At 72.7% G+C, this 15,466-nt stretch carries 15 protein-coding genes; 8 read left to right on the top strand and 7 right to left on the bottom strand.

Annotation, left to right across the window (positions count from 1 at the left end; all coding sequences use genetic code 11):
* Positions 1–467: 467 nt before the first annotated feature.
* Positions 468–1,589 (top strand): hypothetical protein, encoded by a 1,122-nt coding sequence (locus tag ACIGEZ_RS09015; protein WP_399827733.1) that lies wholly within the window; start codon positions 468–470, stop codon positions 1,587–1,589.
* A 10-nt stretch (positions 1,590–1,599) separates the two neighbouring features.
* The gene (locus ACIGEZ_RS09010; RefSeq protein WP_399827730.1) at positions 1,600–2,691 is read left to right on the top strand and encodes a phosphotransferase family protein; all 1,092 of its coding nucleotides are present in this window, start codon (positions 1,600–1,602) and stop codon (positions 2,689–2,691) included.
* A 93-nt stretch (positions 2,692–2,784) separates the two neighbouring features.
* Here ACIGEZ_RS09010 and ACIGEZ_RS09005 read toward each other — a convergent pair whose 3' ends face one another.
* Complete coding sequence (locus ACIGEZ_RS09005; RefSeq protein WP_399827728.1) at positions 2,785–3,153, bottom strand: hypothetical protein; 369 nt, start codon at positions 3,151–3,153, stop codon at positions 2,785–2,787.
* Positions 3,154–3,376: 223 nt separating this feature from the next.
* Here ACIGEZ_RS09005 and ACIGEZ_RS09000 point away from each other — a divergent pair, with 223 nt between their 5' ends.
* The 4 genes from ACIGEZ_RS09000 (at position 3,377) to fxsA (ending at position 7,364) form a co-directional block, all read left to right on the top strand.
* Entirely contained in the window at positions 3,377–3,817 is a 441-nt protein-coding gene (locus tag ACIGEZ_RS09000; RefSeq protein ID WP_382548111.1) for an Lrp/AsnC family transcriptional regulator, read from the top strand.
* 90 nt (positions 3,818–3,907) lie between these two features.
* The gene (locus tag ACIGEZ_RS08995; protein ID WP_399827725.1) at positions 3,908–5,518 is read left to right on the top strand and encodes an amidohydrolase; all 1,611 of its coding nucleotides are present in this window, start codon (positions 3,908–3,910) and stop codon (positions 5,516–5,518) included.
* 402 nt (positions 5,519–5,920) lie between these two features.
* On the top strand, positions 5,921–6,697 hold the full coding sequence (locus tag ACIGEZ_RS08990; RefSeq protein ID WP_399827723.1) for a polyprenol monophosphomannose synthase: 777 nt from the start codon (positions 5,921–5,923) through the stop codon (positions 6,695–6,697).
* Positions 6,698–6,770: 73 nt separating this feature from the next.
* A complete protein-coding gene (fxsA, locus tag ACIGEZ_RS08985; RefSeq protein ID WP_399827721.1) occupies positions 6,771–7,364 on the top strand; it encodes an FxsA family membrane protein in 594 nt (197 codons plus the stop codon).
* A 115-nt stretch (positions 7,365–7,479) separates the two neighbouring features.
* Here the strand turns inward: fxsA and ACIGEZ_RS08980 are convergent, their stop codons facing one another.
* The 4 genes from ACIGEZ_RS08980 to ACIGEZ_RS08965 form a co-directional block, all read right to left on the bottom strand.
* Positions 7,480–7,854 (bottom strand): RNA polymerase-binding protein RbpA, encoded by a 375-nt coding sequence (locus tag ACIGEZ_RS08980; protein ID WP_026278069.1) that lies wholly within the window; start codon positions 7,852–7,854, stop codon positions 7,480–7,482.
* Positions 7,855–8,109: 255 nt separating this feature from the next.
* Positions 8,110–9,483 carry an MFS transporter gene (locus ACIGEZ_RS08975; protein ID WP_399827719.1) on the bottom strand — a complete coding sequence of 458 codons (1,374 nt, stop codon included), beginning with the start codon at positions 9,481–9,483 and terminating at the stop codon, positions 8,110–8,112.
* Positions 9,484–9,526: 43 nt separating this feature from the next.
* Positions 9,527–10,291, bottom strand: coding sequence for a glycerophosphodiester phosphodiesterase family protein (locus ACIGEZ_RS08970; RefSeq protein ID WP_399827716.1), 765 nt, complete (start codon positions 10,289–10,291; stop codon positions 9,527–9,529).
* Complete coding sequence (locus tag ACIGEZ_RS08965; protein ID WP_399827713.1) at positions 10,288–11,067, bottom strand: YitT family protein; 780 nt, start codon at positions 11,065–11,067, stop codon at positions 10,288–10,290. Before ACIGEZ_RS08965 ends, ACIGEZ_RS08970 begins: the two co-directional genes overlap by 4 nt.
* Before the next feature lie 114 nt (positions 11,068–11,181).
* On the opposite strand from ACIGEZ_RS08965, the gene ACIGEZ_RS08960 reads away from it, so the two are divergent.
* Positions 11,182–12,681, top strand: coding sequence for a PLP-dependent aminotransferase family protein (locus ACIGEZ_RS08960; protein WP_399827710.1), 1,500 nt, complete (start codon positions 11,182–11,184; stop codon positions 12,679–12,681).
* 134 nt (positions 12,682–12,815) lie between these two features.
* Here the strand turns inward: ACIGEZ_RS08960 and ACIGEZ_RS08955 are convergent, their stop codons facing one another.
* Together ACIGEZ_RS08955 and ACIGEZ_RS08950 are read right to left on the bottom strand one after the other, a co-directional pair.
* The gene (locus tag ACIGEZ_RS08955; RefSeq protein ID WP_399827707.1) at positions 12,816–14,462 is read right to left on the bottom strand and encodes a hypothetical protein; all 1,647 of its coding nucleotides are present in this window, start codon (positions 14,460–14,462) and stop codon (positions 12,816–12,818) included.
* Positions 14,463–14,499: 37 nt separating this feature from the next.
* Positions 14,500–14,694 (bottom strand): hypothetical protein, encoded by a 195-nt coding sequence (locus tag ACIGEZ_RS08950; RefSeq protein WP_046907412.1) that lies wholly within the window; start codon positions 14,692–14,694, stop codon positions 14,500–14,502.
* A 316-nt stretch (positions 14,695–15,010) separates the two neighbouring features.
* Here ACIGEZ_RS08950 and ACIGEZ_RS08945 point away from each other — a divergent pair, with 316 nt between their 5' ends.
* Positions 15,011–15,409, top strand: coding sequence for an ankyrin repeat domain-containing protein (locus ACIGEZ_RS08945; RefSeq protein WP_399827705.1), 399 nt, complete (start codon positions 15,011–15,013; stop codon positions 15,407–15,409).
* The last annotated feature ends 57 nt before the right edge of the window (positions 15,410–15,466 follow it).

The raw sequence follows: 15,466 nt of genomic DNA, 5'->3' as shown, positions 1-15,466 counted from the left end.
GGCGGTCACCGCCGAGGTGAATCGAGCGGGAGTTCGGCGGGTCCCCGAGCAGTCGTGGGCGGGTCGTGGAGCGGTCCCCGAGCGGGTACCCGAGGGGGCGCCGAGGAGGTCTCCGGGTGGGGGCCTGGCGGGGTCGCCGGCTGGGTTCCCGGGTCCGGTTCTCGAGCGGGTCGCCAGGGTTCCCGAGCGCGTGCACGCGGGTGGTCCACGCGTGGGTTGCCGGGGTTCCCGAGCGCGTGCACGGGTCGGTGTCCGAGCGGGTGCACGGGGGCGGTCCCCGAGCGCGTCCGCGGGGCGGTCTCCGAACGCGTGCACGGGGCGGTCTCCGGCGGTTCGCGGGGCTGTCCCGAGCGGGCCCCCGGGGCCGTTCCCGAGTGGGTCGCACGTGCACGACTCTGGTCCCCGCCCAGGTTTCTGACGTACCGTCACTTCTCGCTCGCCGACACTCGCCGACCAGGAGGTCACACGTGTCAGACGACCGGCCCGTGCCGCTCGACGAATACCCCGTGCACCAGGCACCGCTCTCCATGAAGCACCACGTCAGCGGCGACCGGAACGCGTACGACCGGTGCATCTTCCACGTCTTCGACCACACCGGCCGCGCCCTGCTCATCGCCGGTCTCGGCGTCTACCCCAACGCCGGGGTCGTCGACGCCTACGCGACCCTGCGCAGCGGCGACCGGCTGCACGCCGTCCGCGCCTCCGACGCCCTCGGCGACGACCGGATGAACCTCTCCGTCGGCCCGCTGCGGATCACCGTCGACGAACCCCTCCGGCGGCTCGGGCTGAACTGCGCCCCCGACCCCGCCGACCCCGACGGGCTCTCCTTCGACCTCACCTGGACCGGCGACTTCCCCGCCGTCTGGGAACCCCACCACACCCAGCGCCGCGGCGACCGCCTCACCCTGGAGGGCCGCCGCTTCGTCCAGGCCGGCCACGCCACCGGCACCATCCGCGCCGGGGGCGAGGAGTTCACCGTCACCGCGGGGGAGTGGACCGGCACCCGGGACCGCAGCTGGGGCGTGCGCCCGCTGCCCGGCGAGGAGCCGGGCCGCGCCGAGGAGTTCCGGCCCGAGGGCTTCCACTGGCTCTGGATACCCATGCGTTTCGAGGACCGCTTCCTCATGGTCATCGCCCAGGAGGACGCCGACGGCTACCGCACCCTCAACGAGGCCGTCCTCGTCCGCGACGGCCGACGCGACACCCAACTCGGCTGGCCCCGCACCGACATCACCTACCGCTCCGGCACCCGCGACCCCGAACGCGCCGTCGTCCACCTCGCCGACCCCTCCGGCAAGCCCCTGGAGATCGGTGTCGAGATCCTCGCCTCCTCCCCGCTCGCCGTCGGCGCCGGCTACCCGCCCGCCACCGACTGGCAGCACGGCAGCTGGCAGGGCCGCGACTGGACCGACCGCCGCGTCTACGACCTCTCCGACCCGGCCGCCCACCCCATGGCCGCCTTCGGCGTCACCGACCACGCCGCCCGCTTCACCCTCGAAGGCCGCACCGGTTACGGCATCTTCGAGCACGGCTCCTTCGGCCGCCACGACCCCAGCGGCTTCGCCGACTACTCCGCGACCGCCCCGTAAAGGAGTCCCGATGGCCACCGCGCCCCGCCCCCGTACCACCACCCGGGACCCCGAGGAGCTGGGCCGGCGGCTCACCGCCTGGCTCGACGGGCGACTGCCCGGGGCCAGGGTCGGCGACCTCGCCGTCCCCGGCTCCAACGGCATGTCCAGCGAGACCCTGCTCTTCGACCTCGACCACCCGGACGCCCCGGTCCGCGGCTGCGCGCTCAGGCTGGCCGCCGACCCCGCCGCGTACACCGTCTTCCCCGTGTACGACATGGCCCGCCAGCACCGCGTGATGCGGCTGGTCGGCGAGCACACCGACGTGCCCGTGCCCCGGGTGCTGTGGCTGGAGGAGGACCCCGGCCCCCTCGGCGCGCCGTTCTTCGTGATGGCCCGCGCCGAGGGCCGCGTACCGCCGGACGTCATGCCCTACACGTACGAGGGGAACTGGCTGCACGCCGCCACGGACGCCGAACGCGCCCACCTGGAGGCCGAGTCGGTCGCCGTCCTCGCCCGGCTGCACGAGCAGTTCCCCGCCAAGGAGGCGGAGTTCCTGCTCCCGGACGGACCGGGCAGCCCGCTGCGCCGCCATGTCGACGCCCAACGCGCCTATTACACCTGGGTGGTGGGCGGCCTCGCCCCCTCGCCGCTGATCGAGTCGGCCTTCGACTGGCTGGAGGCCCACTGGCCCGCCGAGGAGGGCCCGGCCGTCCTCAACTGGGGCGACGCCCGAATCGGGAACATCGTCTACGACGGATTCGCGCCCGCCGCCGTCCTCGACTGGGAGATGGCGGCCTTCGCCCCGCGCGAGGTCGACCTCGGCTGGACGGTCTATCTGCACCGCTTCTTCCAGGATCTGACGGTCGGCTTCGGCCAGCCGGGACTCCCGGACTTCCTGCGCCGCGACGCCATCGAGCGGCGCTACGCCGAACTCACCGGACACACCCCGCGCGACATGGAGTTCCACACCCTCTACGCCGCCCTGCGGCACGCGATCGTGATGCTCAGGATCGCCTACCGCCAGGCGCACTTCGGCGAGGTCGAGGTGCCGCGCGATCCGGACAGCCTGATCCTGCACCACGCCACGCTCGCGGCGATGGTGCAGGGGCGCTACTGGTGACGGACGAACCGCCGGCGGGCGGACCGCTGGCGTCCGGACTGCCGGCGGCCGGACTGCCGGCCGCCGGACGGCTGGGGGCCGAGCCGCCCGCCTTCAGGCCGCGCGGCGCAGCGGGACCGGCTTGATCGGACGCGAGCCCGGACCGCCGACGTGCGAGAACGGCTGCGTCCTCCAGTCGAGGCCCTGGGGCAGCGTCAGGAGCAGGGCGGTGTCCTGCTCCTGGACCTCCAGGGACTCGTCCGCGGGCGGGGCCTCGGCGGCCGGCAGGCCCGTACCCGAGCAGACCGTGAGCACGAAGGGGTTCCACGGCGTCGGGCACAGCGCGTGCTCCGGCAGCTCGTCCTCGTCCGCGAGCAGCGCGATCGGCTGGTCGCAGTCCGGGCAGATCACCCGGTACATCTCAAAGGTGTCGTACGCGTCGAGCTCGTCGGACGTGTCGACGGAATCAACAGGCTCCTGCATGGAGATCTCCCCCTCGGACGGGTCGGCCGGATCTGAGTGGCCTCGACCACAGCAAGCAATTCCCATGCGGCCCCCCGCATAACCGTGAGGTCGCGCCCGACCCCCGCCAGAACCTGTGGTGTTCGTCACATGCCCGTCGCAGGTGCCCCGTGGATGCCCATAGCCAGGCATTTGCGCCGCCCCCGACTGTGCCCCAGCCCCTTCGGGGCAATAGGGTCACCGCATGGAGGAGCTGGATCGTCAGATCGTCGAGTTGCTCGTCAAGGACGGGCGCATGAGCTACACCGACCTGGGCAAGGCCACCGGCCTGTCCACCTCGGCCGTACATCAGCGCGTCCGCCGCCTGGAGCAGCGCGGAGTCATCCGCGGCTATGCCGCGGTCGTCGACCCGGAGGCCGTCGGCCTGCCGCTCACCGCCTTCATCTCGGTGAAACCCTTCGACCCCAGCGCCCCCGACGACACCCCGGACCGGCTCGCCGACATCCCCGAGATCGAGGCCTGCCACAGCGTCGCGGGGGAGGAGAACTACATCCTCAAGGTGCGCGTCGCCACCCCCCTGGAGCTTGAGCACCTGCTCAGCCGCATCCGCTCCCAGGCGCATGTCTCCAGCCGCACCACCGTCGTCCTGTCCACCCCGTACGAGGCGCGTCCGCCCCGCGTCTAGGGCGCGTCCGCCCCGCGTCCAGGACGTCCGCCAGGACGCCTGCGGCGCCCCCTGGACAAACCGGGTCGCCGCAGGTCCTAGCCTGGTCGCATGAGCGCGTACGAACACCGCACCGTGCTGTTGCGCGGCGGAGAAGTCCACAGCCCCGCAGACCCCTTCGCCACCGCCATGGTGGTGGAGCGCGGACACGTCGCCTGGGTGGGCTCCGAAGGCGCCGCCGACGCGTTCGCCTCCGGCGTGGACGAGGTGGTCGACCTCGAAGGCGCGCTCGTCACCCCCGCCTTCGTCGACGCCCATGTGCACACCACCGCCACCGGTCTCGCCCTCACCGGCCTCGACCTGTCCGCCGCCACCTCGCTCGCCGACGCGGCCGACCGGATCCGCGCCCACGCGGCCGCCCGCCCCGCCGACCGCATCCTCATCGGCCACGGCTGGGACGCCGCCCGCTGGCCCGAGCGCCGGCCGCTGACCCGCGACGAACTCGACGAACTCACCGGCGGCCGCCCGCTCTACCTCACCCGGATCGACGTCCACTCGGCCGTCGTCACCACCGCCCTGCTCGACCTCGTGCCCGGCGTCCGCGCCCTCGACGGCTTCCACGACGGACAGCCCCTCACCGGCGACGCCCACCACGCCGTCCGCGCCGCCGCCTACGCCGCGCTCTCCCCGCGCCAGCGCACCGAGGCCCAGCGCGCCGCCCGCGAGCACGCCGCCTCCCTCGGCATCGGCACCCTGCACGAGTGCGGCGGCCCCCAGATCTCGTCCGAAGAGGACTTCACCGGCCTGCTCGACCTCGCCCGCAGCGAGCCCGGCCCCCGGATCGTCGGCTACTGGGCCGACCTCGACGTCGACCGGGCCCGCGCGCTCGGTGCCCTCGGCGCGGCCGGCGACCTCTTCGCCGACGGCTCCCTCGGCTCCCACACCGCCTGCCTCCACGAGTCCTACGCCGACCACGCCGGCGCCGGAGTCGCCCACCTCGACGCGGCCGCCGTCGCCGCCCATGTCGTCGCCTGCACCGAGGCAGGCCTCCAGGCCGGCTTCCACGCCATCGGCGACGCCGCCGTCGACGCGGTCGTCGAGGGCGTCCGGGCCGCCTCGGAGAAGCTCGGCCTCGCCCGGATCCGGGCCGCCCGCCACCGCGTCGAACACGCCGAGATGCTCACCTCCGAGTCGATCGCCGCCTTCGCCGAACTGGGCCTGACCGCCTCCGTACAGCCGGCGTTCGACGCGTACTGGGGCGGCGAGGACGGCATGTACGCCGACCGGCTCGGCGCCGAGCGGGCCCGCACCCTCAACCCGTACGCCGCCCTGCTGCGCGCCGGCGTCCCGCTCGCCTTCGGTTCGGACAGCCCGGTCACCCCGCTCGACCCGTGGGGGACCGTCCGCGCCGCCGCCTTCCACCGCACACCCGAGCACCGGATCTCGGTCCGCGCCGCCTTCACCGCGCACACCCGCGGCGGCTGGCGCGCCGTCGGCCGCGACGACGCCGGCACCCTGGTGCCCGGCGCGCCGGCCGACTACGCGATCTGGCGCACCGGCGAGCTCGTGGTCCAGGCGCCCGACGACCGGGTGGCCCGCTGGTCGACCGACCCGCGCTCCGGAACGCCCGGTCTGCCCGATCTGTCCCCCGGGCGTGATCTTCCCGTCTGCCTGCGCACCGTCGTCTTCGGGCAGACCGTGTTCGTCCGGCCGAACGAGTGACGTACGGACATTTCGTACCGCCGCCCGGCTTTCCCCGCGCTCGCCCTCGACCTGCGGATCTTCCCCCCCGACCTGCATGGGTGGTTCATCGCCGCAGGTCAAACGGGTGTTGACAGCCGACGGCCACGGGCCGGTAGGTTCGGCACGTCCACCAAGGACGTCCGACCGGTCGCAAACCTCCACGCAGGCACCGAACGCCGCCCGCGCCTCGGGGGCGAGGGAAGGTTTTTCCGGCGGAGGGTGCGACCCGGGTGGGGCCCGGACGTTCAGTAGACAACGGCCTCGGTCGACCCGCAGCCAGCGGGTCCCGGGTCGGCCCGAAGGACGCCGGGCCCCGATCCCGCATCTCGTGCGCCGAGCTCGCTATGGTGGGGGTTCGCGTATGTATCCGAAGGGGCAGTAGTGAACGACGGTGGCCAGAGGCGTTACGGCCCGCTCGGCAAGGCCTTGGTGATCATCCCCACGTACAACGAGGCGGAGAACATCAAGCCGATCGTCGCGCGGGTGCGGGAGTCCGTACCCGACGCGCACATCCTCGTCGCCGACGACAACAGCCCCGACGGCACGGGCAAGTTCGCCGACGAGATCTCCGCCGAGGACGATCATGTCCACGTCCTGCACCGCAAGGGCAAGGAGGGGCTCGGCGCCGCCTACCTCGCCGGCTTCCGCTGGGGCATGGACAACGGCTACGACGTCCTCGTCGAGATGGACGCCGACGGCTCCCACCAGCCCGAGGAGCTGCCCCGGCTGCTCACCGCCCTCAAGGGCGCGGACCTGGTGCTCGGCTCCCGCTGGGTGCCCGGCGGCCGGATCGTGAACTGGCCCAAGTCCCGCGAGTTCATCTCCCGCGGCGGCAGCCTCTACTCCCGCGTCATGCTCGACGTCCCGATCCGCGACGTCACCGGCGGCTACCGGGCCTTCCGCAAGGAGACCCTGCTGGGCCTCGGCCTCGACGACGTCGCTTCGGCCGGCTACTGCTTCCAGGTCGACCTCGCCCGCCGCGCCGTCGCCGCCGGCTTCCACGTCGTCGAGGTGCCCATCACCTTCGTCGAGCGGGAGATCGGCGACTCCAAGATGAGCCGCGACATCCTCGTCGAGGCACTCTGGCGGGTCACCGGCTGGGGCCTGAGCGCCCGGGCACAGAAGGTCGGCAGGCGGCTCGGCCGCAAGCCGTCCTGACCGCCGGCGGCACTGCCCGGCACTGATCCCTCCTTTACGACGTTCCTGCCGGCCGCCAGGCACACTGGGGTGCATGACGACCGGCGCAACGCCTCCCCTCGCCCCCAAGCGCTCCCGCGCGCGTACGTTCCTCCCGCTGGCCTTCGCCGTCTGGCTGGTCCTGGAGATCTGGCTGCTGACCGTCGTGGCGAACGCGACCGGCGGTCTCACCGTCTTCCTGCTGCTCCTCGGCGGTGCCGTGCTCGGCGCCGCCGTGATCAAGCGTGCGGGCCGGCGCGCCTTCGCCAACCTCACCGGCACCTTCCAGAAGGCCCAGGAGGCGGCGCGCACGGGCGCGGTGCCCACGGAGGCCGACCGGGTCGGCGCCGAGGACCGCAACGGTTTCCTGATGCTCGGCGGAGTGCTCCTGATGGTCCCCGGGCTGATCTCGGACGCGGCCGGACTGCTGCTGCTGATCCCGCCGGTGCGCTCGGCGCTCGGGCGGTACGCGGAGAAGACCGCGGAGCGCCGGATGGCCGCCGCGCCGCCGGGATCGATCCAGGACGCCTTCCAGCAGGCCCGCATGCACCGGCCGGACGGGAAGGTCGTGCAGGGTGAGGTCATCCGCGAGGAAGCGCCCCAGGGGGCGCAGCAGCCGCAGGGCCCGCGCCCGCCCCTGACGCCCTGAGCGGGAGGCGGTTCGTACGCACTCGCTTCGTACGCACGCGAACGCCGCGGGGCCCGGTACACGATTCGTGTACCGGGCCCCGCGGCGTTGCTCTGTCAGGCCGTGCGGTCGTCCGTCAGGCGGACTTCCGGCTGTCGCGCGGATGCACGGCGATGTTCATGGCGCCTGACCGAAGGACCGCCAGCCGCTCGGCCAGCACCTCCTCCAGCTCCTCGCGGGTACGCCGCTCCATGAGCATGTCCCAGTGCGTACGCGCCGGCTTGCCCTTCTTCTCCTCGGGGCCGTCTCCGTCCACAAGAAGCGCCTGGCTTCCGCAGACCTTGCACTCCCACTCCGGCGGAATTTCCGCTTCTACCGAGAAGGGCATCTCAAAACGATGGCCCTTCTCGCATGCGTACTCCACGGCCTGGCGCGGGGCCAGATCGATGCCGCGGTCGGTCTCGTAGCTGGTCACCACGAGGCGCGTGCCGCGAAGAGCTCGCTCACTCATGAATCGTGCCTCCCGGGCTTGTCGCCCACAGGACAGGTGTCGCTGTCGTCGTCATCCGGTCAACGTCCGGTCGGCGGTAAAGATTCCCGTTCCGGGTCATGCGTCGCCCGTCGTGCCGCCCCTTTTTGTACCCACCAGTGCCCGTTTTGTCACATCTGACAGCAGATGTCACCTAACGTCTTCACCAAGTCAGCACGCAGTAACGGTCCGCCTGGCAGGCCAAAGGCGTACACTACCGGCCTTTCACTTCCGCGTCTAAATTCGGCCTGGAACGGGGTTGCCGGCGGCGGCCACAGCGCGCCGGACCGGCACCCTCGCGAGCAGGACGAACCCGACAGCGAAGAAGATCACCAGAGAGATGATGGCATCTCGATAGCTTCCGGTCAGCTGATACGCGAGACCGAACACCAACGGCCCCAGCCAGCTCAGCCCCCGGTCGCTCATCTCGTACGCCGAGAAGTACTCCGCCTCCTTGCCGCGCGGCACCAGATGCGAGAACAGCGAGCGCGACAGCGCCTGACTGCCGCCCAGCACCAGACCGATCGCCGCCGCCAGGCAGAAGAAGAACACCGGCTGGTTCGCCGGCAGGAAGTACCCCGCCGCCAGGATCACCGTCCACACCGCTAGCGAGCCCAGGATCGTCCGCTTCGCCCCGTACGACCGGGCCATCCGACCCATGCCCAGCGCCCCCGCGACGGCCAGCACCTGCACCAGGAGCACCGCGGTGATCAGCGTGGTCTGATCGAGCCCCAGCTCCTCCGAGCCGTAGATCGAGGCCTGGGAGATCACCGTCTGCACGCCGTCGTTGTAGATCAGATACGCGAGCAGGAACGACAGCGTCAGCGGATGGCGCCGCATGTCCCGCAGCGTGGACGTCAGCTGCTGCCAGCCCCCGCCGACCGCGCCCTCAGCCGCCGCCGGCCCGCCGCCGGCCTCCTCGATCCGCCGGTCGCGCAGCCGGCGCAGCGGCACCAGCGTGAAGGCGCCCCACCACAGACCGGCCGAGGCCAGGCAGATGCGAACCGCCGTCCCCTCCGACAGACCGAAGGAGTCGTGGCCCGAGTACACGACCAGGTTCAGAACGAGGACCAGCGCCCCCGAGGTGTAGCCGAAGGCCCAGCCCCGCGAGGAGACCGTGTCCCGCTCCTCGGGCTCGGCGATCTGCGGCAGATACGCGTTGTAGAGCACCATCGACACCGACAGCGAGGCGTTCGCCACGATCAGCAGGAAAGCGCCGAGGAGATAGCGCTCGCCCTGGAGGAAGAACATCCCCGTCGTGGCTGCGGCGCCCAGGTACGCCGACGCCGCGAGCAGCGGCTTCTTGCGCCCCGTACGGTCCGCCACCGCGCCCACCAGCGGCATCGCCAGGACCGCGACGACGATCGAGGCGGACACGGCGTACGCGAAGAGCGACCCGGCGCGCACCGGCACGCCCAGCGGGTGGACGAACCCCTCCGGGTCCGCCGCTGCCTTGGCGACCGAGGTCAGATACGGACCGAGGAACACGGTCAGCACGCTCGTCGAGTAGACCGAGCACGCGAAGTCGTAGAAATACCAGCCGCGCTGTTCGCGCCGGCGTTCGGCCGGATCGGCGGCAAGGCCTTCCGGATCGGTGGTGTCGGCTGTCACGGCCCACGCCCCCCTCGTTCGTCCCCGTGGTGGGTACGCGCGCTCAGACCCACATTCCCCGGTCGGTCAGGACACCGCGCAGCGTCTCCAGATGATCGGTCATGATGCCATCCACGCCAAGGTCCAGGAGGGCGTGCATCCGGGAGGCCTCGTTGACCGTCCACACGTGCACCTGGAGACCGCGCGCGTGCGCCTCGCGCACGAAGCGCCGGTCCACGACCGGGATGCCGGCCTGCCGCTCGGGTACCTGGGCGGCCACCGCGCCCGCGCGCAGCGCCGCGGGGATGCCGAGCGAGCGCAGCCGGAGGCCGAGGACGCCCTTCACACCGAACGAGGTGGCCAGCCGGGGACCGGCGAGACGCTGGGCCCTGGCCACCCGGCCCTCCGTGAAGGAGCCCACGCAGATCCGGTCCCAGGCGCCGGTGCGGGCGATCAGGTCCACCAGGGGCTCGAGCGAGGTCTCGGTCTTCAGGTCCACGTTCCAGCGGGCCTCGGGGAACTCCTCCAGGAGCTCCTCGAAGAGCGGCAGCGGCTCCATGCCGGCCACCCGGGCCTCCCGGACCGCAGCCCAGGGCAGGTCCCGGATCCGGCCGGCGGTGTCCGTCACGCGGTCGAGGGTCGCGTCGTGGAAGGCGACCAGCACGCCGTCCGCGGTCGTGTGCACGTCGGTCTCGAAGTAGCGGTATCCGGCCGCGGAGGCGCGCCGGAACGCGGCCGCGGTGTTCTCCAGGCCGTCCGCAGTTCCGCCGCGGTGGGCGAAGGGGAGGGGCGCCGGGTGGTCCAGGTAGGGGTGGCGTACGCGAGTCACCGCCGCAGTATGGCGTGTGCGGGTGTCCCGGAGGCGACCGGATCGGATCCGTGATCCAGCTCAAGGGCGACGGGATCGGATCCGGGATCCAGCTCCAGGGCGACCGGATTGGATCCAGGATCCGATTCCGCCGCGGCCTCGGACGTCTCCGGATTGGATCCAGAATCCGATTCCGGGATGGCGAACAGGCGCAGGAAGAACTGCGCCAGGGGGCCGATCGCCAGGGCGTAGAGCACCGTGCCGACGCCGACCGAGCCGCCGAGCAGGAAGCCGGTGGCGACCACCGCGATCTCGATCGCCGTACGGACCAGCCGGATCGACCGCCCGGTCAGCCGGTGCAGCCCGGTCATCAGGCCGTCGCGCGGGCCGGGGCCGAGGCGGGCCGCGATGTACAGGCCGGTCGCCACTCCATTGAGCACGATGCCGAGCACCAGCAGGCCGATACCGGCGGGCAGCCCGTCCGTCTCCGGCACCAGCGCGAGCGTGCCGTCCATGGCGAGGCCGATGGCGAAGACGTTGGAGACGGTCCCGAGCCCTGGCCGCTGCCGGATCGGGATCCACAGCAGCAGCACGACCGCCCCGACGATGATCGACACGACGCCGATGGTCAGCCCCGTCTTCTCGGCCAGCCCCTGGTGCAGGACACCCCAGGGTTCAAGCCCGAGCCCGCCGCGTACGAGGAGCGCCGAGCTGATCCCGTACAGCGTGAGACCGGCGTAGAGCTGGACGAGCCGGCGGGTGAGATGCCGGCCGCGGAGGCCGGAGGCGATGGACACGGGATTGCCCCCTGAGTGGTGACCTGGGTGGTGAGGGTGGACTGGCTCATGACACTCTGTGGCGGGGGAACACGCGCCAACCATGGCCAATTCGCGGAAGGTGGACTGATTTCCATGGCCCAGTGGACTTCGGCGGTGGGGCCGGCTCAGCTCGCCCGCCAGATCCAGGCCCAGCAGGCCCGGCCCACCGCTCCCGGCGCCCGCAAGCCGCCCGCCTACCGCGCCCTCGCCGACGGCATCCGCCTCCTCGTCCTGGAGGGCCGGGTCCCGGTCGCCGCCCGGCTGCCCGCCGAACGCGAGCTGGCCGTCGCCCTCACCGTCAGCCGCACCACCGTCGCCGCCGCCTACGAGGCGCTGCGCACCGAGGGCTTCCTGGAGTCCCGGCGCGGCGCCGGCAGCTGGACCGCCGTCCCGGCCGGAAACCCGCTGCCCGCCCGCGGCCTGGAGCCGCTGCCCCCGGAGTCCCTCGGCTCCATGATCGACCTGGGCTGCGCGGCGCTGCCCGCGCCCGAGCCCTGGCTCACCCGGGGCATCCAGGGCGCTCTGGAGGAGCTCCCGCCGTACGCCCACACCCACGGCGACTATCCGGCCGGGCTGCCCGCGCTGCGGCAGATGCTCGCCGACCGGTACACGGAGCGCGGCATCCCCACCATGCCCGAGCAGATCATGGTCACCACCGGCGCCATGGGCGCCATCGACGCCATCTGCCACCTCTTCGCCGGCCGTGGCGAGCGGATCGCCGTCGAGTCCCCGTCCTACGCCAACATCCTCCAGCTCATGCGGGAGGCGGGCGCCCGGCTCGTCCCGGTCGCCATGTCCGAGGGCCTCGGCGGCTGGGACCTGGGCCGCTGGCGCCAGGTGCTCCGGGACGCTGCGCCCCGTCTCGCGTACGTGGTCGCCGACTTCCACAACCCCACCGGCGCCCTCGCCGACGAGGACCAGCGGCGCGGGCTCGTGGAGGCGGCCCGCTCGGCCGGCACGGTCCTCGTGGTCGACGAGACGATGACCGAGCTGTTCCTCGACGAGGACATCGACATGCCGCGGCGGGTCTGCGCCTTCGATCCGGCCGGTGCCACGGTCGTCACCGTCGGCTCGGCGAGCAAGGCGTTCTGGGCGGGCATGCGGATCGGCTGGGTGCGGGCCTCGCCCGACGTGATCCGCTCCCTTGTCGCGGCCCGCGCCTACGCGGACCTCGGCACGCCGGTCCTGGAGCAGCTGGGCGTCAACTGGCTGATGCGCACGGGCGGCTGGGAGGAGGCCGTGGAGCTGCGCAGGAACCAGGCCCGCGAGAACCGCGACGCCCTGGTCACGGCGGTGCGCAGGGAGCTGCCGGACTGGGAGTTCGAAGTGCCGCGCGGCGGTCTGACGCTGTGGGTGCGCACCGGCGGCCTGTCGGGCTCGCGCCTCGCGGAGGTCGGCGAGCGGGTCGGCGTCCGGGTGCCGTCGGGTCCGCGGTTCGGTGTGGACGGCGCCTTCGAGGGGTACGTGCGGCTGCCCTTCACGGTCGGCGGCCCGGTCGCCGACGAGGCCGCCGCGCGCCTGGCCGCCGCGGCCCGCCTGGTGGAGTCGGGCGCCGGCGCGGGGGTCGAGGGGCCCCGGTCGTTCGTGGCGTAGGACCGTTCGGGCGTCGTGGCGCAGGACCGTCAGGGCGTCGTGGCGCAGGAGAGCGCCACACGACGCGAGACGTACGCGAGGGCGGCCGCACCCACCGGGGTGCGGCCGCCCTCGCGTACGTCTCGTCGCGGGGCTCAGCCCTCCGCGGGCACCGGTGCCGGGAGCGTGGCCGTGCCGTGGCCCGGTTCGGCGCGGCGGGCCGGCTGGGTCGCGGCCGTGCCGGCCTCCGGGGCCGGGGCGGAGCCGGGGGCCGTCTCGATCGCCTCGCTGTTCGCCGTCTGCCGTACCGGCAGCAGCTCGAGGACGGCCTGCCGGTGCGCCGCGCTGGTCGCCTCGTCGTACGGGTCGGGCGTCGCCGGCACCTGGAGGCGCAGTACGGGGCCGGTCCCCAGGCGCGCGTAGCCGCGGCCGGGCGGCACCTCGGGCACCGGGGTGGTGTGCGGCCGGGTGCCCAGGACCGCGGCGATCTGCTCGGGGGACCCGGGCCCGAGCACGACCCGGGCCCGGGTGTGCGTGCGTACCGTCTCGCCGAGCCCGTCCACGCTGTCGAACTGTTCGGCCACCACGACGGTGACCTGCGCCGCGCGCCCGTGGCGCAGCGGCACCTGGAGCAGGTCCTGCGGGTCGGGGCGGCCGTCGGCGGCGGCCAGATGGCCGAGCATGCTCGGCCGGTCGAGCAGGATCCACAGCGGGCGCCGGGTGTCCTCGGGCGCCGGGTGGCCGGACTGGCGGGCCCGGTTCGCGGCGATGAGCCGCCGTTCGGTCTCGTGCGCCGCCCACTCCAGGCTCGCCAGCGCGCCCGCGAGCCCGCATTCGACGGCGAGCACCCCGTCCCGGCCGGCGAGGCACGCGTACTCGCCGGTCCCGCTGCCCTCGATCACCAGGACGTCGCCGTGGGGGAGGGCCTGGAGCGCGACCGAGCGGAGCAGGGAGGTGGTGCCGCTGCCGGGCTGGCCGACGGCCAGCAGGTGCGGCTCGGTGGAGCGGGGGCCGGTGCGCCAGACGACGGCGGGGGCGTCCTCGGTGCCGTCGGAGGCCTGGACGGGCACGGTGCGCTGCACCGCGTCGGCGTCGGTGAAGCCGAGCACGGTCTCGCCCGGCACGGTGACGAAGCGCTGGGCGGCGATGGTGGTGGGCAGGGCGGGCAGCACGTGCATGGTGAGCCGGTTGCCCTCCTCGTCCCAGTCGAAGAGGTACTCGCGGCCGCGGCCCGACTTGGCGTGCAGCAGCTGCTCGATGCGGGCCCGTGCGGCGGGCTCGCCGTCGGTGAAGTACGGGGGGTAGGAGATCGTCAGCCGGGTCGGGCGGCCGTCCTCGTCGAACGCGTAGTCCGCGAAGGCGGCGCTGAAGTCCCCGCCGTGCGTGAAGAGCGGCTCCGGGTCGTCGGGGAGCGAGAGGTACGGCACCAGTGCCTCGTAGAGGCCCTTGAGCCGGGCGATCTCCGTGTCGTCGGGCCCGGTCTTGACGACCGGGCGCTCACGTCCCTGCCAGGCGGCCGAGCCCATCACCGTGACGAGGGCGAGCAGCGGTCCGTACGGCACGAGGGCGACGACGAGGAGGCAGGCCGCGACCAGGAACAGCGTGGGACCGCGCCGCTCCTTGGGGGTCGCGGCCCACTTGGCGCGCGCGGTCGCGGCCAGCCTCCGCAGACCACGCGAGATGGTGATCAGCGGATGGAGCACGTCGGTGGCGCTGTCGGCGGCCGTGCGCGCGATCTCTCGGCTGCGAGCGAACTGTGCGCTGCCGCTGCTCAGAATGCGGGGGAGTGGTCGCCGGGCCACGTCGTACTCCTGGAGTGGTGGAAGGGGTTGAGGGGCGTCAGAACTTGATCCCGCCCAGAAGGCTGGCGAGGCTCTGGCCGCCCGCGGTGATGCTGGGGGCGATCGCGGTGCCCGCGAGGTAGAAGCCGAAGAGCGCGCTGACGAGGGCGTGCGACGCCTTCATGCCGTCCTTCTTGAAGAACAGGAAGCAGATGATGCCGAGCAGGACGACGCCTGAGATGGACAGGATCATGAGGTGTTCTCCTGGTTGAGGGGACAGTCACCATGAGTCCTTCCAGGTTCACAGCAAGTATCTATGTGACTAAAGGTGCATACGGGTGAATTACCGTTGATTTCACTTGACTGGCGGTACAGGCGCGCCTCCCCGGGTGGCGAAAAACGCGCGGTGCGGTAGTACCGACCCGGGGTGAGCTGCGCTGATCCTTGCCGCGGACACGCCCCCTCATGTCGACCGACGGGCAGTACCCTGTCGATTCACTCGTACGGCCGCGCTTGGCGTGCGCGGGTGACAAGTCGGTGAAAACAGGCACGAAAGGTGGTTGTGAAGGATGAGCGAGAACGAGACCCCGGACCCCGAGGTCGTCGAGCTGGCCGCCAAGGTCTTCGACCTGGCCCGTACCGGGGACGCCGCGGCCCTCGCCGCCTACGTCGACGCCGGCGTCCCGGCGAACCTCACCAACGACCGGGGCGACTCGCTCGTCATGCTCGCCGCCTACCACGGCCACGCCGGCGCGGTCACCGCCCTCCTCGAGCGCGGCGCCGACGCCGACCGCGCCAACGACCGCGGCCAGACCCCGCTCGCCGGTGCCGTCTTCAAGGGCGAGGACGCCGTCGTCCGCGCCCTCATGGCGGGCGGGGCAAATCCGGAAGCAGGGACTCCGTCCGCCGTGGATACTGCTCGGATGTTCGGGAAGACGGAACTCCTGGAGCTCTTCGGAGCCCGGTGAACACCGGCTGAACGCCAGGTGAGAGCGGCGTCGTAAATGTGGTCGCGGTGGCGAAAT

Origin of the sequence: Streptomyces sp. NPDC085481, from assembly GCF_044541845.1 — a bacterium.
Taxonomy (GTDB): Bacteria; Actinomycetota; Actinomycetes; order Streptomycetales; family Streptomycetaceae; genus Streptomyces.
This window is presented reverse-complemented; position numbering and strand designations above follow the sequence as displayed.